20 protein-coding genes are annotated in these 22,202 nt (G+C 38.8%); 10 read left to right on the top strand and 10 right to left on the bottom strand.

What is annotated here, in order from left to right; translation table 11 throughout:
* Window positions 1–29 precede the first annotated feature (29 nt).
* From AC6H0V_RS15455 to AC6H0V_RS15440, 4 genes are all read left to right on the top strand, one after another.
* Entirely contained in the window at window positions 30–872 is an 843-nt protein-coding gene (locus AC6H0V_RS15455) for a glucosaminidase domain-containing protein (protein ID WP_497561096.1), read from the top strand.
* 53 nt (window positions 873–925) lie between these two features.
* On the top strand, window positions 926–1,678 hold the full coding sequence (locus tag AC6H0V_RS15450) for a hypothetical protein (protein ID WP_497561095.1): 753 nt from the start codon (window positions 926–928) through the stop codon (window positions 1,676–1,678).
* Complete coding sequence (locus AC6H0V_RS15445; protein ID WP_497561094.1) at window positions 1,675–1,992, top strand: hypothetical protein; 318 nt, start codon at window positions 1,675–1,677, stop codon at window positions 1,990–1,992. The genes AC6H0V_RS15450 and AC6H0V_RS15445 overlap by 4 nt, the downstream gene beginning before the upstream one ends.
* A gap of 62 nt (window positions 1,993–2,054) precedes the next feature.
* Window positions 2,055–3,047, top strand: a complete 993-nt coding sequence (locus AC6H0V_RS15440; protein ID WP_497561093.1) for a DUF3078 domain-containing protein — start codon at window positions 2,055–2,057, stop codon at window positions 3,045–3,047.
* Window positions 3,048–3,355: 308 nt separating this feature from the next.
* On the opposite strand, the gene AC6H0V_RS15435 is transcribed toward AC6H0V_RS15440, so the two are convergent.
* The 3 genes from AC6H0V_RS15435 to AC6H0V_RS15425 form a co-directional block, all read right to left on the bottom strand.
* Window positions 3,356–5,788 (bottom strand): DUF5916 domain-containing protein, encoded by a 2,433-nt coding sequence (locus tag AC6H0V_RS15435; protein ID WP_497561092.1) that lies wholly within the window; start codon window positions 5,786–5,788, stop codon window positions 3,356–3,358.
* Between the two features lie 215 nt (window positions 5,789–6,003).
* Window positions 6,004–8,091: a M56 family metallopeptidase gene (locus AC6H0V_RS15430; RefSeq protein WP_497561091.1), complete on the bottom strand. Its 2,088-nt coding sequence runs from the start codon at window positions 8,089–8,091 to the stop codon at window positions 6,004–6,006.
* Window positions 8,088–8,450: a BlaI/MecI/CopY family transcriptional regulator gene (locus AC6H0V_RS15425; protein ID WP_497561090.1), complete on the bottom strand. Its 363-nt coding sequence runs from the start codon at window positions 8,448–8,450 to the stop codon at window positions 8,088–8,090. Before AC6H0V_RS15425 ends, AC6H0V_RS15430 begins: the two co-directional genes overlap by 4 nt.
* Window positions 8,451–8,796: 346 nt before the next feature.
* On the opposite strand from AC6H0V_RS15425, the gene ffh reads away from it, so the two are divergent.
* The 3 genes from ffh (at window position 8,797) to AC6H0V_RS15410 (ending at window position 13,203) form a co-directional block, all read left to right on the top strand.
* Window positions 8,797–10,134: a signal recognition particle protein gene (gene ffh / locus AC6H0V_RS15420; protein ID WP_497561089.1), complete on the top strand. Its 1,338-nt coding sequence runs from the start codon at window positions 8,797–8,799 to the stop codon at window positions 10,132–10,134.
* Window positions 10,135–10,563: 429 nt separating this feature from the next.
* Window positions 10,564–12,105 (top strand): YifB family Mg chelatase-like AAA ATPase, encoded by a 1,542-nt coding sequence (locus tag AC6H0V_RS15415; protein WP_497561088.1) that lies wholly within the window; start codon window positions 10,564–10,566, stop codon window positions 12,103–12,105.
* 285 nt (window positions 12,106–12,390) lie between these two features.
* A complete protein-coding gene (locus AC6H0V_RS15410; RefSeq protein ID WP_497561087.1) occupies window positions 12,391–13,203 on the top strand; it encodes a hypothetical protein in 813 nt (270 codons plus the stop codon).
* On the opposite strand, the gene AC6H0V_RS15405 is transcribed toward AC6H0V_RS15410, so the two are convergent.
* The 6 genes from AC6H0V_RS15405 to htpG form a co-directional block, all read right to left on the bottom strand.
* The gene (locus tag AC6H0V_RS15405; protein ID WP_497561086.1) at window positions 13,200–14,288 is read right to left on the bottom strand and encodes a metallophosphoesterase; all 1,089 of its coding nucleotides are present in this window, start codon (window positions 14,286–14,288) and stop codon (window positions 13,200–13,202) included. The two genes, AC6H0V_RS15410 and AC6H0V_RS15405, sit on opposite strands and share 4 nt — an antisense overlap.
* A gap of 128 nt (window positions 14,289–14,416) precedes the next feature.
* Window positions 14,417–14,644, bottom strand: coding sequence for a hypothetical protein (locus AC6H0V_RS15400; RefSeq protein WP_497561085.1), 228 nt, complete (start codon window positions 14,642–14,644; stop codon window positions 14,417–14,419).
* Window positions 14,645–14,760: 116 nt separating this feature from the next.
* Window positions 14,761–15,000 (bottom strand): hypothetical protein, encoded by a 240-nt coding sequence (locus AC6H0V_RS15395; RefSeq protein ID WP_497561084.1) that lies wholly within the window; start codon window positions 14,998–15,000, stop codon window positions 14,761–14,763.
* 6 nt (window positions 15,001–15,006) lie between these two features.
* Window positions 15,007–15,597: a TlpA family protein disulfide reductase gene (locus AC6H0V_RS15390; RefSeq protein ID WP_497561083.1), complete on the bottom strand. Its 591-nt coding sequence runs from the start codon at window positions 15,595–15,597 to the stop codon at window positions 15,007–15,009.
* A 28-nt stretch (window positions 15,598–15,625) separates the two neighbouring features.
* Window positions 15,626–16,849, bottom strand: a complete 1,224-nt coding sequence (locus tag AC6H0V_RS15385; RefSeq protein ID WP_497561082.1) for a metallophosphoesterase — start codon at window positions 16,847–16,849, stop codon at window positions 15,626–15,628.
* Between the two features lie 198 nt (window positions 16,850–17,047).
* On the bottom strand, window positions 17,048–18,934 hold the full coding sequence (gene htpG / locus AC6H0V_RS15380) for a molecular chaperone HtpG (RefSeq protein ID WP_497561081.1): 1,887 nt from the start codon (window positions 18,932–18,934) through the stop codon (window positions 17,048–17,050).
* A gap of 159 nt (window positions 18,935–19,093) precedes the next feature.
* Here htpG and AC6H0V_RS15375 point away from each other — a divergent pair, with 159 nt between their 5' ends.
* The 3 genes from AC6H0V_RS15375 to def all read left to right on the top strand — a co-directional run bounded on the left by AC6H0V_RS15375 (window position 19,094) and on the right by def (window position 21,413).
* Window positions 19,094–19,540: a hypothetical protein gene (locus tag AC6H0V_RS15375; RefSeq protein ID WP_497561080.1), complete on the top strand. Its 447-nt coding sequence runs from the start codon at window positions 19,094–19,096 to the stop codon at window positions 19,538–19,540.
* Window positions 19,540–20,772, top strand: a complete 1,233-nt coding sequence (locus AC6H0V_RS15370) for a M16 family metallopeptidase (RefSeq protein WP_497561079.1) — start codon at window positions 19,540–19,542, stop codon at window positions 20,770–20,772. Before AC6H0V_RS15375 ends, AC6H0V_RS15370 begins: the two co-directional genes overlap by 1 nt.
* 83 nt (window positions 20,773–20,855) lie before the next feature.
* Entirely contained in the window at window positions 20,856–21,413 is a 558-nt protein-coding gene (def, locus tag AC6H0V_RS15365) for a peptide deformylase (protein WP_497561078.1), read from the top strand.
* Between the two features lie 122 nt (window positions 21,414–21,535).
* Here def and AC6H0V_RS15360 read toward each other — a convergent pair whose 3' ends face one another.
* Complete coding sequence (locus AC6H0V_RS15360; protein ID WP_497561077.1) at window positions 21,536–22,177, bottom strand: peptidase associated/transthyretin-like domain-containing protein; 642 nt, start codon at window positions 22,175–22,177, stop codon at window positions 21,536–21,538.
* Window positions 22,178–22,202: the final 25 nt, after the last annotated feature.

Genomic DNA, 22,202 nt, shown 5'->3' with positions numbered 1-22,202 from the left:
CCCCTTTGGGGCAATAAAACAATTTAACGATGAAACTAAGATTACTCCTTTTCTTTTTAGCCGCAACCCAATTTTTAAGCTCTTGTAAAACCAAGCAATACAGCCGTAACAATAAGCAGATAGAAAAGGAAGCTAATAGGGAAAATCCGAACTTTACCACGTATACCACGATAAGCTACATTGAAGCTTTTAAAGGGGTGGCCATCCAAGAGATGAATGCAAGTGGTATTCCGGCAAGCATTACTTTGGCACAAGGGATTTTAGAATCAGGTAGTGGAAATAGTTCGTTGGCACGTTATGCAAATAATCATTTCGGCATAAAATGTACTGCCGAGTGGAAGGGAAAAGCATATTACAAAGACGATGACCAGAATAACGATTGTTTTAGGGTGTATAAAGATGCAAGGGATTCGTATAGGGACCATTCCGAGTTTTTGAAACGAAAACGTTATAGCTTTCTATTTGAACTGGACAAAAACGACTATAAAAATTGGGCCCTTGGTTTAAAAACCGCAGGCTATGCTACTAACCCGAAATACGCCGATATGGTGATCGGAGTAATCGAAAAATACAAGCTAAATCAATACGATCAACCTGAATCAGAGCGGGAAAAAATTGCCCGTGAAGACCGGGTTTTTACAGAGATAAATGCAAATATTCCGGTAGAAAAGAAAAAATTCGCACCTGTAGATGTTGCGCCAAAAGATCCTCCTACAGCTCTTAGTACCGATAATTATTATACCGTAAAACAAGGAGATACACTCTTTAAAATTGCGCAACAGTTTAAATTGAGCGTAGACGAACTAAAGATTTTAAACAAGCTGAGCGATACAAATATCAAAATCGGTCAGAAACTTTTAGTAGTTAAATAATGTTAAGATAAGCATTTCATACTTTCTTAAATTGTAGTTTTGTTTTGAAATCTATGAGACTTTCAACACTTTTATTTCTTCTCTCCATTTGCGGTGTCCAGCTTTTTGCACAAACCAAAACGGTTCAAGGCTTTGTTGTGGATAAAGACAGCAAATTACGTTTGGCGAAAGTATACATCTTCAATCCAAGCAATGATGATGGAATCTACAACAATAATAAAGGAGAATTTACAACCAAAGCAAAGGTTGGCGACACCATATTTGCGGCATTAAGCGGATATGGAATGGATACTGTGGTGTATAAAGGCCAAAGTGCGGTTATCTTTCAACTAAAATCCTTAAGCATTAAACTAAAGGAAGTCCAGATTTTTGGAAAAACACTTACTCCTACAGAGCAATATTCCAATAAGCTAAAAGAATATAAATATGCCATAGATAGGGGAAGCACAAAAGATCTGTTAAACTTCGGACCCAGGGGAGCGGGCCTAAGTATTGATGCCATCTATAATTTATTAAGCAAACAAGGGAAAAATGCAAGGCATCTGCAGGCAATCTTAGAACGCGATTACCATGAGCAGATCATCGATTACCGGTTCAGGCCCGATTATGTAAAAGCCATTACTGGAGCAAATGATACAGAACTAAATGATTTTATGTTGCAATATCGACCAACCTATCAGTTTACGTTAACAGCTTCAGACTATTCTTTTGTACTGTTTATTAAAAACAGTTATGCTTCTTATAAACGAAATCCAGCAGCATTGAGACTACCAAAACTGCTTCGGTTATCTAGTTCCGGCCAATGAAATATTGGATAATTGCCTGGCCAAACTTGCCAGCCAATGGAATGGCGTTATATCCATTTATCTTACTCAAGAACAAGGAACAACAAAGAGATGCCGTTTTAATCAATCATGAGAAGATCCACCTTAAGCAACAGCTTGAACTATTGATCATTCCTTTTTATATCCTCTATCTTTTACACTACCTCATTAATTTGATCCGTTACAAAAATCACTATTCGGCCTACGTTAATATTGTATTTGAACGAGAGGCCTATAAATTTGATCATGATCTTAATTACTTGGCTACTCGAAAGTTATTTAGTTGGGCGCAATAACACGAGCAGGAATACTCGGCAAAAACTTTTATTCCGTATAATTTTTGTTTTTCTTTGTAGGAATGAAGAATTTACTGCTTACTTTTTTAATCGTAACCGCGCTTTCTTTTCATCTTGCTGCTCAAGAAATAGATACCATTCCTATTCCAACCAAAGATTTGGATATTAAATTAAAGCGAAGCCCACTCCCATCTCGAATGGGTAACCTTCAATTTAAACCTGTTACACTTCAACCTGCCCTCGTAGATGCAAAGGTTAATTATTGGAAAACCAAAACTTCTGTTGGGATTAATGTAAATCAAGCCGCATTTAGCGACAATTGGAAGGGCGGAGGTGTAAACTCATTGGCTATCGGCGGACTCATCAATTACAAGGCAGAATACAGTAAAGAAAGCTACAGCTATGTAAGCGAAGTGATTTTACAGTATGGCAAGATTAAAAATAAAAGTCAACTGCAAAAGAAAACAACCGATAGAATCTATTGGGACAATAAAGCAGCGGTGCAGCTTTCCAAAAACTGGTATTTCTTTGGCTCAATGAATTTTGAGTCCCAATTCGATAAGGGTTTTTCCTATCCCAAAGATGCCCTAGGAAACGAAACCGAGAATCTGCTTTCAAAATTCATGTCGCCGGGTTATTTAACCGAATCAATCGGTTTTGAGTACAAACCGAATAAATTTTTTTCCACTCGGATTGGTACCGGTACGGCTCGCCAAACATTTGTGTTGGATACCGCATTATTTCGCACAAACCCAAAGAATTTTGGGGTAACCCCAGGGAAAAGATTCAGGAATGAACTCGCATTTCAGATCGTAACCAATTTCGAAAAGGAGATTTTCAAAAATGTAACGCTTAAATCAAAGTATAACATGTTTATCCCCTACGATAATTTTGGGCACATAGACCATCGCCTCGACATTAATATCTTAGCTAAGATAAACCGATACATGAATGTTTCCGTTACCGGCGTTGGTTTGTACGATAGGGATACCGACCCTAAAATACAGGGAAGCCAAACATTAGCGCTGGGTTTGATGTTTGTTTTTCCAAGGTAGGCGTTTTGCAATAAGCGATTGGCGGCCAGCGTTTAGGATGATCGAGGGTTTGATATCCTTTTTGTTCTTCCGCCTTTTAGGATAACGTGCCTTAAATAAATTATGATAGAAAAACACATCAAAAAATTTAAACCCTTTATTTGGGGCTTTTTATTCTCCGTTTTAGTAAACACCTCCACTTTATTAATCAATATCTTTTGGTGGAAGGTACAGCTCAGACTAGACTGGATTTATTTTCTTGGGATGTTTATCCTCTGTGTGATTGTTGGTTTTCTATTTCAATTTATTCAACGGCCAAAACCCCGGGCTTAACTTTTCTTCTTTTTCATTAAATTTAAATAATCCACATAGTACAATACCTTTATCGACAGGCTGTTATTTTGTGGCCCTGATAAAATGTTATCAAAATTGCGATTATACCTTTTGGTCAAAAATTTATCATTGGTTTCTGCCGCATCCTTATAGGTGATACTGAGTTCACTTCCTGGCGTAAATTGCCATACATAAGCCAAATCAATATTAAATACATTATAATTTCGATCAACATTTGTTAAAGCCGGGCCTGTATATGGCGATAAGGTTCCGTCGCTATTTAAAGCGAAAAAGTCTTTGTTTCTGCGGTCCGACCAATAATGTCTAACTCCCAATTGCAGTCCCATTTTATTTGAAAAACTATATTTTGCATCCATCGTATTTTCAACGGTATTCCTGTCGTAACGTGAGAAAACTGATTGAGCACCGTTAAAGCCTACCCAGTTTACCGCGTTATAACTAGGACCAAAGTCAAGATCTAAACCAAAGGCTAGCTTATCGTTTACCCTGTAATTCTGGTATAGGTAAAAATTATACTCCTCGCTATTAAATCTTGCTTTTTTGATCCTTGAAATGTTCCCGCCTAAATTATATGCTTTCGCCCGGTTTCCGTTTACATAAATACCCACTCGATAACTTTCTGGCGCTTTATATACCTGTCCATTTCTGGATTCGTAAAAGTCGTTTGCATCCCCCAGCCAGTTTCCCTCTACATCTACCGACCATTGATTTTTTAATTGAACGAATATCCCTGGAAAGATACCAAAACTCTGAAAATCGCCAGGGTTAAATCTTCTCGAGTATTCTATCTCCGTCCATGCTTCGATAGAGTTATACCACTTGCCGGGCTTATAAACATTGTATCCAAGATTCACAGACTGATCAAAGAAGTTATTATTGGTATAAAAACCCATATCTGATGGATCAAACTTAGTATCTGAAAATTCCTGCCCGTATTTAAATGTAAACGTTCCGCTTTTCTTTCCTGCACTAAATTCATAGCTATATCCGTTCCTGTTGGCTTTGATGGGATCGGCATTAACATAGCTCATCTTTCCAGCTCCATCAACATAATACGTATTTTTCTTGTCGTTAAGGTTAAAGAGTGCGGCTGTTACATTCGCATCATAGGCACTTCCTTGCCTTAAAACGTTAGTATTGATAAAACTTATCGAACTGTTATTTTTTAAGGATTGATCCAGTACAAAAATATTATAATTGGTTAGAGGTTGACTTTCAAATTTGCTTCTATTGCCATTTGCATCTTCCACTTCGGTATACATTTTATTGGTAATAGCGTTAAATACTCCCAAGCCAAATCCACTTGCGGTACGGCCCGAGATTTTGGTTGCATTTAACACTTTACCTTCCTGTGGATCCTTAATTATTTTATCTCCGGGTCTTAAGCCGCTCCTGTCAAAATAGGATGGAATAGAACCGATTCTTTTTGAATAAAAGAGATCCCCCTTGTTAAAAAGCTCTGTACCTTCGGTAAAGAATTGCCTGTTTTCGTTAAACTTTACCTCAAATGGTGTAAGGTTCAGTACCCGATAATCGCTCTGCACCTGTCCAAAATCAGGAATAAGGGTCATATCCAAGGTGAAACTTTGGTTAATACCATATTTCACATCCATCCCTCCATTAATTGATGCCTGCGTGTTTTTAACTCCTGGCGTGTTGTAGGGATAGTTATTCATTAAAGTAGAAACATAGGGCGAGAACGATAAGCGCAATGGCGCCTTAATGCTTTGCAATCCTTCAAGTATTCCACTTTGGTTTACGTATCCGTTAATTTTCGGATCAACAAAATTCCACGAAGTTTGTCTGTTGGTTCCCGTTCTTTTTCTAGTAATGTTAAATCCCCAGTTCTGCAGATCTTTGCTAGAAAAACGGAGTGCCGAATAGGGAATTTTCATTTCTGCTGTCCATCCTTTTTCATCAATTCTTACATTACTTTCCCAAACGGCATTCCAAGTATCATCTTCACCACCAATTAGTGAGTATTTGGCATCAAACTGTACGCCTGCTGCGGTAACATAAAACCCGTATCCGTTTACACCATCTAGGAAAGTATCGAAAATTACTCCAATAAAATCGGCATTGCCTATCTGGTCCCTTGCTACTAATTCGTGTACAACACTATCTGGTTTATCGTACATCCTGGCTGAAATGTAAATGGCATAATCATCATATAAAACCTTTATTTCAGTGCTGCCATCCTTGGTTTCAAGGCGGCCAGGTACAGGCCTCATTTCAATAAAATCTCCCGCAATAGGTGCACCATCCCAAACAGCATCATCTAAAATGCCATCAATTTTAGGGCTGGTAATTGTTCTTTTTGCTTGTATTTTCTTTTTTAGCTGAGCATTTTGCGCAAAGCCGTTTGTAATACACAATGTGATAATTATGCTGGTAAAGAGTAGTTTCATTTGTTTGGTTTGTTGATATAAGACCAGTTTTGGAGAAAAATGTTGCACCTTTTGGAAAATAAATTATTAGATCCACAATAGTAATCTAATGCCAAATCAGAAAAAAAAATAGTAGACGAACAACCGGTATAATAGATTTTTAGGGCACAAAAATGTCTGGGAGGGTAAATGCGACCCTCCAAAACATATGTAGAATGAATTTTTTTTGAGTTTGATTAATCCCCGCCGAGGGCAAGAACTTTCAATTGGATATACTTGTCTATAGTAGCATAGTTATGTCCTTTTTTCTTCATTGCATTGATAAAGGTAGGCGTAGTGCCGGTGGCCTTAGCGCCAGATACATCACCAATATCAAGTTTCTTGAACCCAAGGTTTTGGTATTCTTTGTACTCTTCTGCTGTGAAACCTAATGCTTTAAGGCTAAGGTAATTTTCTACTTCTAAATTGGTTAGTCCAATGGCTTCAAAACTTTTGCAAAAAGCTGGAGTAATGCCCAATGCCTTGATGGATACATACTCTTCATCGCTAAATTTAAATCCGGCATCAGTAAACGATTTGATAAACTCGGGTGTAATGTTCATCACCTTTTTGGTAATCATTTGGGCCAAGGCATCATCATCGTCGTTCTCATTGTCATTTTTGCTTGGTTTCGCATTGGGACGAGATGCTGGATTAGCATTTGCCTTCGAGTCGTTTCTGGCGATCCTGGCATTTTTGATGGTCTCTCCATCAATCCCCTGTGCCTTTAGCGAAATTAATTTTGCGGCGGTTAGATCTTTGTAACCAGATTTCTTAATGTCGGCCACAAATGCAGCATCGATAGCCAAAGCTTTAAGTGGAATTAAATTCTGTAAGCTAAGATCCTCCAATCCAGCTGTTTTTAAACTGGTAATGTAATCGGCGCTTACGTGTAGGGCCGCGAGAGGGATAAGGTCATTTTTTGCAAGTTGTGTATATCCCTGTGCCTTTAGCATTCTTACAAAGTCCTTTTTTACGTTTACCAAGTAATAAATCATTAGATCTTTATCCTTATCAACTTTAACTCCTTCTTTTTCAAGAAATGTTACAAAACTTTCGTCCGCATTAAATTGATAACTTCCCATTCCCGCATTACCTTCAAACTTTCCGGTAAAAACCGTGGTACCAGCATCACGTGTTAACGAAAAAGTACCTCTGCTATCTCTTGGTAAATCCTTAAACTCCGAAAGTTCGAAATCAGTGTTGCTGTTACTTTTACGGTATTCATCGTCGTCTGATTCGAAGCGGATTTTTATCTTATTATCTTTAATAGTGGCAAACCAAGTCCCTTTGTTTGGGATATCGGTATATTCATTAGAGGTAGTTATTGTTTTAGGAGGAGTGGTCATTGCCCTTCCGTAAACTACGGGCTCGTTAAGTAGTGAGATAAATACGAGCAATAATGGAACGATACAGAGGTATTTCCATGTTGAATTGAGGCTGGATTTTTTTGCGTTCATCATGATTAATCTTTTTTTAAGAATGGATTGGTTATAATTTGTGGTTAAACTTATCGGGAAATGTGGGGCTGATACCTTTACCAAGCTCAGTTGATAGCTTGTTTTTTCTACATCAGCATGTTCCAATAGTTCGTTATCGGTTAAAAACTCAAGGTTATCCTCCATCGCTTTGCGGTAAAACCAGGCAAAGGGGTTAAACCATTGGAAAATAAGTGCCAGTTCTGCGAAAATAATGTCATAGCTATGCCCTTGCTGGATATGGATCTTTTCGTGCAGGATAATCTGACTATAGGTATCCCAATCGTATTTTTCGGGATTAATAAAAATGTAGTTTCCAAAAGAACAAGGTGCCTTCTCGCCGCTAAGTTCTACAATGCGGAAACGACCATCCTGAATAAAAGGACTTTTAAAGCTTCGATAAAGCAATAAGCAAAGCTGAAATAAAAAATTAAGTCCAAATACTCCAACTCCCAACCAATAAGCCCAAATTACTACGTTACTAATAGAAATCTCCTTAAAAATAGATCCCTGTTTTACCGGAGCCTGAGCTGAAGCGGAATTAGATTGCACGGTATACCCAGGAACGGAAATTTGAGGAGAGGACTTTTCACTCGGACCTAATACCGAAGCGATGGTATGGTTATCCGGGTTACGGAAAGACCACTGTTGGGGGATAGGGATAAGTGGCAGGCTGAAAGATAAGGCCAAACAGCTTAAGAGCACAAATCTGTTCAAAGGGAAAAATGTTTCCTTTTGCAATAATATCTTATAGAACAAGAAGCATCCCGCAAGGATGAGGGCAACGTTTATGGCATAAAACATCATGATTTCTTATTTTTAATGAGATTAACGATTTCTGAAAGTTCGTCTTCCGAAAGATTTTGCTCTTTAGCGAAAAAGGCCAGCATCCGGGGATAGGAGTTATCAAAATACTGACTTACCACATCCTTAAGGGCATGCTTCTGATATTCTTCCCTGCTGATCAGTGGAAAATAACAGAACATGTTGCCTATTACATCATGACCTAAAAAACCTTTTTCTTCCAGGATCTTAACCATGGTAGCTACACTGTTATAATGGGGCTTCGGATCCGGCAGCAAAGGAATGATATCCCTTATAAATCCCTTTTCCACATCCCAAAATGTTTGCATAATTTGTTCTTCTCTTTTTGCCAGTTTAATCATCTTCCTATAATTTAATAAACGAAGTTAATACTAATTAGTTAATAACAAAACTAATTGATTAGGAGATAAGTAACTTTTTTGATACTTAAGGGAGTCCGTGGACCATGGTCAATAGCTGATAGTCTGGATTCAGAAGGATACTCTTGCATAAATCTGCGTTAACGATTGAAGCGGCATCCCCCCGACTTCATCGGGGGTATAGCGGAAAGCGTGTTAAAATGTCCTAATTCATAATAATTTTTAAAATGAGAAAATTTGGAATTTGCTTATGCACCCAATCTATGGACCATCGACTATGGACTATCGACCATTTTTTAATATCTTTGCCCTTTACAATTACATCATTATGTTTGAAAATTTACAGGATAAGCTAGATAGAGCATTTAAAGTTTTAAAGGGACAGGGAAGTATTACTGAAATCAACGTGGCCGAAACCATGAAAGAGATCAGGAAAGCATTATTGGACGCCGATGTAAATTATAAAACCGCTAAATCTTTTACAGACGACGTGAAAGAAAAAGCGCTAGGATTAAATGTACTTACAGCGGTTTCTCCGGGGCAGTTGTTAACCAAGGTAATGAATGATGAACTAGCTGCTTTAATGGGCGGTGAGGTTACAGAACTTGATCTAAAAGCAAGTCCGACGATTATTTTGATTGCCGGATTAAACGGTGCCGGTAAAACGACTTTCACAGGTAAACTTGCCCTTCACCTAAAAAACAAAGGCAAAAAACCAATTATGGTAGCTGGTGATGTCTATCGCCCTGCTGCGGTAGACCAGTTGCAGATTTTAGGTGAGCAAATTGGGGTGCCCGTATATGCAAACATAGAGTCTAAGGATCCGATAGCTATTGCCCTGGAAGGCATAGCCGAAGGTAAAAAGAACAACAATAATGTTATTATTATTGATACCGCGGGCCGTTTATCAATTGATGAAAGCCTGATGAACGAAATATCGGAGGTGAAAGCACAAACTAAACCTCATGAGATTCTATTCGTAGTTGATTCGATGACCGGTCAGGATGCCGTAAATACAGCTAAAATATTTAACGACAGGTTAGATTTTACTGGTGTTGTTTTAACTAAACTGGATGGTGATACCCGTGGTGGTGCAGCTTTATCCATTAAATCGGTAATTAACAAACCCATTAAATTTATTGGTACTGGCGAGAAAATGGAGGCGCTGGATGTGTTCTATCCTGAAAGGATGGCATCTAGGATCTTAGGAATGGGCGATGTGGTTTCGTTGGTAGAACGCGCGCAACAACAATTTGATGAGAAAGAAGCGGCCGAACTACAGAAGAAAATCCGTAAGAACAAATTCGATTTCAACGATTTCTATAACCAGATCCAGCAGATCAAGAAAATGGGAAACATGAAAGATCTGATGGGAATGATTCCTGGAGTTGGTAAAATGATGAAAAACATAGACATTGAAGATGATGCCTTTAAAAATGTAGAGGCCATTATCCAATCGATGACCCCTTTCGAAAAAGAAAACCCAGATAGCATACAGCAGAGCCGAAGATTACGCATTGCTAAAGGATCGGGCAATAAGGTTGAAGAAGTAACCAAACTGATCAAACAATTTGAAGATATGCGCAAGGTGATGAAGCAATTCTCAAATCCAGCCGCCGCTGCAAAAATGATGAGGAACATGCCAAAGATGCCTCAGGGAAGGTAGTTGAGTTGGGAGATGGGAGTCAGAAGTCAATAGTCAATAGTCGATAGTCTTGGGTCTGCTAAGCGAATAGCTTTTATGTCCTTATATTTCTTATATGGTTAACGATTAGCCATGCTATACTTATCTTAGCGGTTTACCTTCTGCGCCATGCGCTTAGCTCTTTGCCTAATTAAACTTGTTAGCATCCAACTTTGCGTCCTTAGCGGTTCCATTGCGCCATGCTCTCCGCCCCTTGCCACTTCCTTTATTAGTATCCACTTTGCGCTCTTTGCGTCCTTAGCGGTTTTATCTTCTGCGCAATGCTACGCTAATCGCCGCACGCTATTCATAAACGCAACTTCCTCTCTTAAAAATTAGACATTTTTCTTCCCACTTTCAATTTTAACATAAAATTTCTACACTCATTTTCCATTCCATACATTTAAAATTATGCTTGGAAAAACATTAGGAGGAGCCGTTTATGGGGTGGACGCGTTAACCATAACCATTGAGGTAAATGTATGTGGTGGAAAGCCTGCCTACTTTTTAGTTGGCCTGCCAGATAGCGCTGTAAAAGAAAGCTTGTTTCGTGTAGAAAGCGCTCTAAATGCCGTGGGTTATCGCATGCCCCGGCAGAAGATTGTAGTAAATTTGGCACCAGCCGATATCAGGAAAGAGGGGTCAGCATACGACTTACCTATTGCCATCGGTATTTTGGCCGCATCCCATCAAATAGAGGATGATCTACTAAACGATTATTTCATCATGGGCGAACTTTCTATGGACGGCGGATTGCAGAGCATTAGGGGCGCGCTACCTTTGGCCATCCAAGCAAGCAAAGAAAATTACAAAGGATTTATTTTGCCCAAGGTAAATTCTCGTGAAGCCGCCATTGTGAACGGAATTGAGGTTTATGGTGTAGAAAACCTGAACGAGGTAATCGATTTTTTTAATGGCAAATCGAAACCTGACTTAGTTGCAGTAGACACGAGAGCAGAATTCCTTAAGCAAATCAACAGTTATGAGCAAGATTTCTCGGATGTTAAAGGCCAGGAGAATATAAAACGTGCCTTAGAAATTGCCGCAGCTGGTGGGCACAATGTGATATTGATTGGTCCGCCAGGGGCCGGAAAAACCATGCTCGCCAAACGTTTACCCACCATTTTACCACAGCTTAACCTTCAAGAAGCATTAGAAAGCACCAAAATCTATTCTGTTGCAGGTAAACTACCCGAAGCCAATGCCTTAATGACCGAACGGCCATTTAGATCGCCACATCACACCATCTCTGATGTGGCCCTTGTGGGAGGAGGCATTAATCCCCAACCTGGCAAAATCTCATTGGCACATAATGGTGTTTTATTTTTAGATGAACTTCCGGAGTTTAAACGGGCAGTGCTCGAAGTAATGCGGCAGCCTTTAGAAGACCGAAAAATAACCATCTCAAGGGCGAGGTTCTCCGTGCAGTATCCGAGCAGCTTTATGTTGGTGGCTTCTATGAATCCCTGCCCTTGTGGATTTTTTAACCACCCAGAAAAAGACTGTCTGTGCGGTCCGGGTGTCGTTCAAAAGTACCTGAGCAAGATCTCGGGCCCATTATTAGACCGGATAGATCTACACGTAGAAGTAACGCCCGTTAACTTTACCGAATTGGCCTCATCCCGCATAGCGGAAAAAAGTAGTTGTATTAGAGAACGGGTAATGAAAGCAAGGCTGATACAGGATCAACGCTTTGTTGACAATGAAACCCTTCATTTTAATGCCCAGATGAGCCCCAATATGGTGAGGCAGGTATGTACCATCAACGAAACGGGTCAAATACTGATTAAACAGGCGATGGAAAAATTAGGCCTATCGGCCCGGGCCTATGATCGGATCTTAAAAGTTGCCAGAACCATTGCCGATCTGGCAGAAAGCGATGAAATTGAAATAGAGCATTTGGCAGAGGCGATACATTACAGGAGCTTGGATAGGGATAGTTGGGCAGGGTGATTGAACCAGCAATTATTTTGCTATATTTAAGTTTAAAGAGTTTATCATGATGTTCTATGTCTAAAAAAATAATCCTATCAACATTCCTTTTATGCTTTGTCTGTTTATCTTCCGTCTACGCCGAAGGCAGTACGGGTTACTAATACATTTATAGGAAATGGCATTGGGATGGGGAGTGCGCTAGCTATTTGCATCTGCTGGTCCAGAACACATTCGGTGCTCACTTCTATTATAGCTGGGATATTCGGCTGGCTCTATGTAATTTATTTTCTTCTTGTTAGATAGATGAAACTCAAGAAAATTTATCTCACAATTCTACTTTCCTGGATATGCGCGGGTTTTTGCCATGCACAACGTGGAGACTCATCTACAATCAAGGTAATAGCTTTCCAATCTAAATTTAAGAGCTACTATAACAATGGCTTTATTGAAGATTTTGGACAAGACAAAAAAATAGCCTTTTATAAGGATCTGATCTTATACAAAGTTCCAACAATTCATTTCGAACCCAAGCATGGCTATATTAATTTTGACGGCACTAAAGATGGCGATACCATAGAGATACAAGATACTGTTCCGTCTAAAATTGAAAGGATTACTTACGAGTACTTTATTTATAGAAATGGCAGCAACACCGGGCTGAGCTATGGGGATTTAAATCTAAAAGGCAACATATTTTTTACGGATACCCTGCTTATGCATAGCAATAACGATCATAAAAACCAAGAGTCTAATGGCATAGATTTAGGCCCTCCCAAACAAACCAAAAAACTCTCCAGTAAAATAAGGTTAGAAAAATTCTATGATCTTGATACTTCGAAAGGAATGCCAGATTCTGTATTCAGATATTATGACGATGGTTTAATAGGCATTAATTTCTCTCTATCGCCGAAACTAGACCGCGAAAAGAAAAGTAAACTAGTTAAGTCTCTTTTTGTAATTAAATACCAAAATGAAAAACAACAAAGGATTTATCCATATAAACTCGAAATTTTAGCCGAATTCAGTGTATTTACCAAAAGTTGCACAAAAAGAGAAATAGAAATCTTTATGAGCTATTTTAAGAAGTTTGAACTAGACTATGGCTCATCACCTTAAACTTTCCTCCTCAAATCCTTCAAACTAGCCTCCTCAAGTACTACTCTTGTAGGCACTTCATTGTGGTATTCCCATTTGATGAGTTTTATTTTGCCTCCGCAGATCTCTAATCCGGTAATATCTCCATCATTAAAACAGCAGCATCCGCTATTAAAATAATTGGGCTGGGTGGCCTTAGGTTTTGGGATTTCTGTGCCATATATGATCTTTTCGATTTCCATTTGTTGCTTTAACTTTTGTTGGGCAGCTTCATCTTTATTTGTAATGGCTTCATTTAATTGGTTATAGATCCGCTCTAAATGCGTAAGCGAATTAAACACGGGCTGGTGTGTATGACCGGTTATCAATACCGCTTCCTGCTCGGCTGCCCATTCGTACATCAACTGGTTATGGGCCGATTTAAATTGGTTGTTATAGGCAGGTGTATTCGGGTTGATCCGCAAATAAGCCTGAAAAGGCGCCCAAATGGTAGATACAAACCACTTGCTGAACCAGTTTCCATCGCTCTGCAAATCGCCTTGATGCCCATGCGTTAAAAAGAATTGCAGGGGCATTTCACCTTGGGTAGTGGTTAAAATCAGGCCCTCATAAATCTTCACTTTTTGCCCATAGATTTTTTCTAATTGGAAACCTGCCAAGGGATCATTGTCCCAATAAAGATCATGGTTGCCAAAAATTTTGATGAAAGAATTTCGCAGTAGAAAAAGCTTCTCTGCTTCAAACGTATTTTTGTTGTGCTTTTTAACTGTTTCTAGGGTGTTTTCCCAGAGCTCTTCGCTATCGCCCAAGCAAATGAGTTGGTAATTATTTGCGTTGTAATAGGCTAAAGCCGATAGGTAATTTTGTTCGTTAGTGGTAAAATCATCCGCAAAATCACGTCCTCCCTTATGTTGGTCCGAAAATATGATAAAGTTATCCTGATTTCTAAAGTTGATCATCAAACCTTTTTTGCCCGGCTTTTCGATTATGCTTTTAAAAAGCTTGTTTAATGCATCATGAATACGTTCTCGATTAGGTCTTGATGCATATTTATTGGCCATTCTAACCACAAACGGACCAAGTAGCTTTTGTAAGAGTTTACGCATTGAAAATGTTCATGGTTAATGGATCATAAGTTAGTTGCTGGATCATACTTGATAGCTATAAAGCACCATTAAGATTTATTCAAAAAGGAACACATGAACTAATGAACAAGTAAACGACTAAACAAGTTTCAATTCTTAAATTTTCTATCAATCACTGCTCCTAAATCTTCAACCTCATCATTTTCTTCCAGTATGGGAAGATCGGTCTTGTAATCGATCCGCATCCATTTGTTATTTTTATTTCTCACGATCTGGATGTATTCATCATCCCATTTGAAAATGGTAAACGTATCCCCCTCTTCTGGTACAATTTCATAGATGATACCATTTAGTTTAACATGAAAGGACTCTAGCATAGGATCATTGGTTTAAACGCAAGGTAGGGAGAAAAATTAACACGATAGGCGTTAGGCGCTACGCGATTGCCTTCAAACTTAGGTGTCTAAGGAGCTTAGGGTGGTTAAAAACATAATTATTCTTCTTCGGGTTCTTCCTTATACGAATCAATCAGTTTACCCAATTGGTTAATCTCTTCATCGTAATCAAACAGCGGAAGTGCTGTTTCCTTATCAAATTTGATCCACTGCGACGCATCATCCTTTTGGATCTGGGCATATTCTTTTCCTTCTTTATACACTACGTAGATATCATTCCCCTCGGGAAAAATAGCATAATTAATTGTTCCTATTTCGATGTCAAATGGTTGTTGCATGGCTTGCTAATCAATTGTTTTCAGTTTGCTAATAAAATCAATAAATTTCTTGCTCGAATAATCCGCAGCGCCTTCTCCCTGAAAAGAAATCCGCCCCTGCTTATCAAATACCACTGTAGTGGGTAGCGAGCCCTTGAAAATGCTTTTTGGCAGATTGCTGGCAAAAGTATAAATAGGCATCTTATATCCCTTTCGGTCCATAAAAGCCTGGGCCTTGCCGAAATCGCCATCCGCATCAACGAGGATAAAAACCACATCCTTCTCTGCTTTAAATTGTTCGTAAAATGCATTAACCGAAGGCATTTCTGCTAAGCATGGAGGGCACCATGTTGCCCAAAAGTTTAAAAAGACGACTTTACCTTTAAAATCAGCTAAGCTCACCACTTTACCTTTTGCATCTTTAAACTTTATTGATGTTAAATCTCCGTCAAGATTTACGGGGGTTTTGGGAATGGATGGGCTAAACAATCCGATTTGCATTAATCCTCTAATCACCATGGCTTTTGCCGACGGAACAAAAACAACCGCTAGAACAAGCAGGATCAGCAGAGCATTTAGGATATACTTCCGCGTAGATCTTATTTTAGGTTTATCCATGATTGTTAATGGTTGGTTGGATTCAAAGTTAGACATCTTTCTTTAATTCGATTACGGTAATCTCTGGCCAAATGCCCACCCTCCCAGAAAATCCAATAAAACCGAAGCCACGGTTTACATTCAAAAACCTGCCCAATTCTTCCTTAATTCCCGCCCAGTGTTGATACCTAAACTTTACAGGGCTCCACTTCAAGCCAAATGCTTCGATCCCAAACTGCATCCCATGGGTATGGCCTGCCAAAGTTAGGTGGACTTTTGAAGGATTGCCTTTCACCTGCGCTTCCCAATGGGATGGATCATGGGAAAGCAAGATCTTAAAATCAGAAAGGTTGGTATGCTGCAATGCTTTTTGCAGGTCGCCCCGCTCGCCAAAACCCAATCCCCAATTTTCTATGCCCGCCAAAACCAAGTGTTGCCCATCTTTATGCAAAACCACATGTTCATCCAATAGAAGTTGAAATCCTAACTCTGCATGATACTTTTTGAGCTGATCAAGGTTCGCTCTTTTTAGTGCGTCATTTGGCCATTTAACGTAATCCCCATAATCATGGTTACCCAATACAGAAAACTGGCCGTAAGGCGCTCTTATCTGCGAGAAATGCCCTATCCAGGGCTTAATTTCTTCGGCCTTATTGTTTACCAAATCTCCGGTAAACACAAAAAGATCGGATTTCTGTGCTTTGATAAGGTCTATTCCTTTTTGAACTTCCTTACTATCGGTAAAGCTCCCGGCGTGGATATCCGATATTTGGGTTAAAGTAAACCCATCAAAAGCAATGGGGAGATCTTTAAAATATAGGGTGTGTTTAATTACCCGATAAGCATACTTACCTTTTAAAATTCCATAAAAAAACAATAAAACAGTAAGTCCAAATAGGATTAGTGCAAAATCTATCCAATAATTACTTCGAGAGGGTAGCCAAAATCCATGCTGGCTTATCCATCCTATTATTGCTATAAATAAACGATACATATCGCCCAAAAGCAACATCAGCCCAAATAAGATTTCACTCACAAAAAGGATCAGAAAGGCATGGGTGGCAAACTTGAAAAAATTCCCCATTCCTCTTTTTTGAATTCCCTGAAGCGCAAAGATTAGCGCACCCAGACTTATCGTTATAACAGACCAAAAAATATAGGGTACCAAATGGTGCTGCATTACCACTTGCAATCCGCCAAGGATATACCAGTTAAGGAGAAAGAACAGCGCAGCAAAGATGGAGATTGGTAAAAGTTGGAATCTTCTTTTCATTTGGATAAAAAATTAAACCACATAGGCACATAGGAACATAGCTAAAAGGTGAAACTATGTGATCTATGTATCTATGTGGTAAAAAAATTAACTAATCTATTTGTTATTAAACCACATAGGCACATAGGAAACATAGCTATACGTTGAAACTATGTGATCTATGTATCTATGTGGTAAAAAAATTAACTAATCTATTTGTTAGATTAATTCTACACTACGACTTACAAATGCCGTTAATTCGGCCCCTGTGAGCATACCTTGTGAGAGCAATGCCAAATCAACCGCTTGTTTTGCGAATTTGCTCTGTTCTGCTTCATCTTCAGTAGTTAAAATTTTGCTCACTAATTTATGGTTGCCATTGATTGCAACTTTATAGCTATCGGGCATATTGCCATAAAAGCTCATTCCACCTCCCATTTTTGCCATGTCCTTCATCCTGCGCATAAACTCGTCCATGGTAATGGTAACCGGACTATCATCCGGACTTAAACCCACAACCTCAACTGTATAGCCTGGTTTGGTTATTGCTTTTTCGAAAATTGTTTTTACTGCAGTTGTTTGCTCTTCGCTGAGCACTGATTCTGCAACTTCATCTTTTTCTATGAGTTTGTTAGCTACACTGGCATCAACCCTTTTCAACTGTGTTTTCTCTAGTTTCTGCTCCAAACTGCTCACAAAATGCCCATCAATCGGCGAGTTCATCACAAGCACATCATATCCTTTTTTCTCTGCCGATTGGATAAAACCATCCTGTTTCTCTGGGTCTGTTGTATATAAATAAACTACCGATCCATTTTTGTCGGTTTGGTTAACTTTAACTTTTTCGTTATATTCTTCGAAAGTAAAATTATCCCCCTTTGTATTGGTTAGCAACGCAAAATCTTTTCCTTTCTCGTAAAATTTCTCTTCGCTGATCATTCCGTACTTAACAAAAAGACCAATGTTACTCCATTTTTCTTCGTAGGCTTTACGATCTTTAGTAAATAGTTCGGCTAGTTTATCCGCTACTTTTTTAGTGATGTAGCTATTAATTTTCTTCACATTGCTATCTGCCTGCAAGAAACTTCTTGAAACATTTAGTGGAATATCAGGCGAATCGATTACACCGTGCAACAACATCAAAAATTCTGGAACGATGTCTTTAACTTCATCCGTGATAAATACCTGACGGCTAAACAACTTAATTTTGTTGCGCTGCATATCAAAATCATCCTTCACTTTAGGGAAATATAAAACACCCGTTAAATTGAATGGATAATCTACATTAAGATGGATCCAAAATAGCGGATCTTCAGAAAATGGATAGAGTTGTTTATAGAAGTCGAGGTAATCTTCATCTGACAAATCAGCAGGTGCTTTAGTCCAGATTGGATTTGTGGTATTGATGATGTTATCTACTTCAACCGATTTATATTTTGGCTTCCCTTCGTCATCCTCACCGTCTTCTTCCTGCTCTGTTTTAACCCCAAACTTAATGGGTACGGGCAAAAATTTAGCATACTTATCTAAAATTGTCTGAAGTTTTTGCTCACTTAAAAACTCTTCTGATTCGGCATTAATGTGCAGGATGATACTCGTACCACGTGTGGTTCTGCTACCATCAGAGATTTCGAATTCTGTACTTCCGTCGCAGGTCCATTTGGCTGGAGTAGCACCTTCTTGATAGGATAGGGTTTGGATTTCGACTAGATCGGCCACCATAAAAGCGGAGTAAAAACCCAATCCAAACTTACCAATGATCTCATTGGCATCTTTGGCATCCTTAAATTTCTCTACAAACTCACTAGCCCCTGAAAAAGCAACCTGATTGATATATTTCTTGATCTCTTCGGCTGTCATACCCAATCCATTATCGCTAATGGTAATGGTTTTGGCTGTTGCATCTACACTCACCTCAACCATTGGCTCGCCAAGTTCGCCATTGTATTGGCCCAAAGCAGCCAAACGTTTTATTTTTTGAACCGCATCAACTGCGTTAGAAACTAATTCCCTTAAAAAGATTTCATTGTCCGAATACAGGAATTTCTTGATGATAGGGAAAATGTTTTCAGTGTGTATGGAAATACTTCCTTTTTCTGTTGTCATAATTAATTTATAATTTTTTTGATTATACCTATGCTTATCAATGCCTGTTCCAAAGTTATTTACAAGTCAAATTGACAGGGTCGATAAGAAGATGGATATTGGCTATCGTTAGTTTATGCACCCAATATTGTATATTTGAAGCCGATAAAGACAATAACTATGTCACAACTAAAGACCATTCAAATTATACACTTTGCTTTCTGCGCATCTATATTTTTATTTGCTAGTGTTGTTTTGCTTTTAACAAAAGATAAGACGTATTTCAGTCTTAATTTTAACAATCCCGACCCCATAACTTTTGTAGCGCCCCTTGTTGCTATTTTTGGAGTGAATATAGGCCCATGCCTATTTAAGAAAACACTTGGCAATACTGCCCAAGAGAATCTGGAAACAAGTTCAAAACTGGTTAGGTACCAAACTGCATTTATAATTAAGATGGCATTTTTAGAAAGCGGTGCCTTGATTAATATTGTGGCTTACTTCATTACATTTAACTTATTTTTTATGCTATTTGCAGCGCTATGTTTTACTGCAATAGTATTAAGTAGACCTTCAAAAGATAGCGTGTACACTACTTTGGGCATTCAAGATACCGAAATATTTTAATGGAATATAACGTACACACTTTAGGTAATGGTATAAGGCTTTTGCATGTTCCGGCAGCGTCGCCAATCTCGCATGCTTGTATCATCATCAATAGTGGTTCGAGAGATGAGGATGAAAGTCAGATGGGTCTGGCCCATTTTATTGAGCATTTGGTTTTTAAACGTACTGCAAAGCGAAATACCAATCAGATTTTAACCCGCTTAGAAAGTGTTGGTGCTGATTTAAATGCCTACACTACAAAAGAATATACCTGCATCCATGCTTCGTTCTTAAATCCTTATTTAGACAGAACACTTGAACTTTTTAATGATATCGTTTTCCATTCTGTTTTTCCAGAAGATGAGATCGAAAAAGAAAAGGGAGTGGTATTGGACGAGATCACTTCGTATTTGGATCAACCAGAAGAGGCAATCAACGATGATTTTGAAGATCAGCTTTTTACCGGCCACGCATTGGGAAGAAATATTTTAGGCACGCCCGAAACCGTAGGGAAGCTAAGTCGAGAAAACATTTTGAAGTTTATAAAAGAGAATTACCGAACGGATGAAATTATTGTGGCCGTACTTGGAAATTACACGTTCAATAAAATCATTAGCGTTGGCACCAAACATTACGAGACTGTGCCGGTTAATCTCTCGCCCAAGAACAGGATTGTACCCGTTTCCAATCCGGCACAAAACAATACAGTTAACAAACAGATATCCCAAGCACATGTAATGATGGGAACGCAGGCGTATTCGTTGCACCATCCCTACAAAGCGGGTTTATTGTTGCTCAATAATATGCTGGGTGGAACAGGAATGAGCTCTATTCTTAACCTACAACTGCGTGAAAGATATGGCATTGCCTATACCATAGAAACCAATTATAGTCCGCTGAGCGATACAGGAATTTTTGCGCTCTATTTTGGTACCGATAAAGAAAAACTAGATAAGGCCTTTAGCTTGATTGCCAAGGAGTTTAAGAAGATCAAAGGGAATCCCCTAACAGAAATCCAATTGCAAAAAGCAAAAAATAAATTCATCGGACAGATTGCTTTAGGGGAGGAAAATAGAATTGGCTTGATTATTTCGATGGCAAAAAGCTTGATCGATTATCATAAAATTGATGATCTGGAAACCGTATTCAATAAAATTAGAAGCATTAGCACAGCTGATATGGCGAATATCTCCAATGAGATTTTGGATGAAAAACGGTTAAGCTCGCTAACGTTTTACCCAACTGAAGGATAATCGTACTGCACTGAGCGTTTGCACCGCTTATCGCCAAACGCCTTAGGCTTGCACAAATTCATGGATTTTCGTATTTTTGCAGCATGAAGTTACCAATAGTAGCCTACGGCGATCCCGTTTTAAAAAAAGTTTGTGTTGAAATTGACGAAACATATCCTGATTTACAACTACTCATTAGCAATATGTTTGAAACCATGTATAATGCTAATGGGGTTGGTTTAGCTGCTCCCCAGATTGGGCTTCCTATTCGTTTATTTATTGTGGATACCAAAGGCGATGAAGAGGAAGAAGCGTACGTAAAGGTATTTATCAATGCGCAAATCCTTGAAGAAACCGGCGTGCCCTGGGCTTTTAACGAAGGTTGTTTAAGCATCCCCGAAGTTAGAGAAGACGTAATGCGAAAACCTAACATCTTAATTAGCTATTACGATGAGCATTGGAAACAACATAAAGAAAAAGTTACCGGTTTTCCTGCCCGTGTAATTCAGCACGAATACGATCATATAGAGGGTAAATTATTTACCGATAAGCTAACCCTACTGCGTAAACAGTTGCTCAAGAGCAAGCTCGATGCCATTTCAAAAGGAAATGTACAAACGGATTATAAAATGCGTTTTCCGAAACAAAATAAGAAACGGTAATTGATTAGCGAATTGGTGGATGTGATAATTAGCTAATGGCCTGCAAACACCTTACAAATCATCTTAGTTTGAGGATCGGCTTAGCTAATATCAAATTTGCACATTATCAAATTGGTGACTGATTATTTTGTCTCAGTTCTCAACTTATCGCCAGCAAAGATAGTCTGCATTAATTTACCCCAATTAAACGGGTTTAGCAAGGGATTGGTCTGACGCATGTTCACATTAACCATCCTATCAAAATTATTTCTGTAATTGGAGTTGCCAATTTCTTGGGCATCCCGGCTTAAGGATAAAGACATTCCCCTAATGCTTTCTGGAGATAAATTTTTCTTGGCAATGGCCATATCATCGTCTGCAACTTTCATCGACAGGAAATCTTTGGTAAATTCCTCTACGGTTGCCCATGGATATACCCTCACGGTTTGGAGGTATTGGATTTCTGATTTGATCTGTATTTTAGCCGTATACTTCCGGTCTACTACTTCTTGGGGCAGCACAATTGTTTTGCTGGTAAAGCCTACAGCCGAAAATACAAGGGTATCGCCCGTATGGGCAACAAAAGAAAAATAGCCCTGATAATTGGCCAAGTATCTTTGCTCCTTGTAACTGATGTTGGTAATGGTTACATAGGGCACAACCGCATTGCTGTCGGCATCGGTTATGATCCCCGAAAACTGCACCAATTTATTACTCTTGGTGTCATCTTGGGCAAAAACCGAAGCAACAAAAAACAACAATATGATTGTTAAACTATACTTCATTTTACAAAAATAGGTGTAAATGCCT

The sequence above is a fragment of the Pedobacter sp. NO84 genome (genome assembly GCF_059703915.1).
Note: the sequence above shows the minus strand (reverse complement) of the source record. Positions and strands in the feature narration are given on the sequence as shown.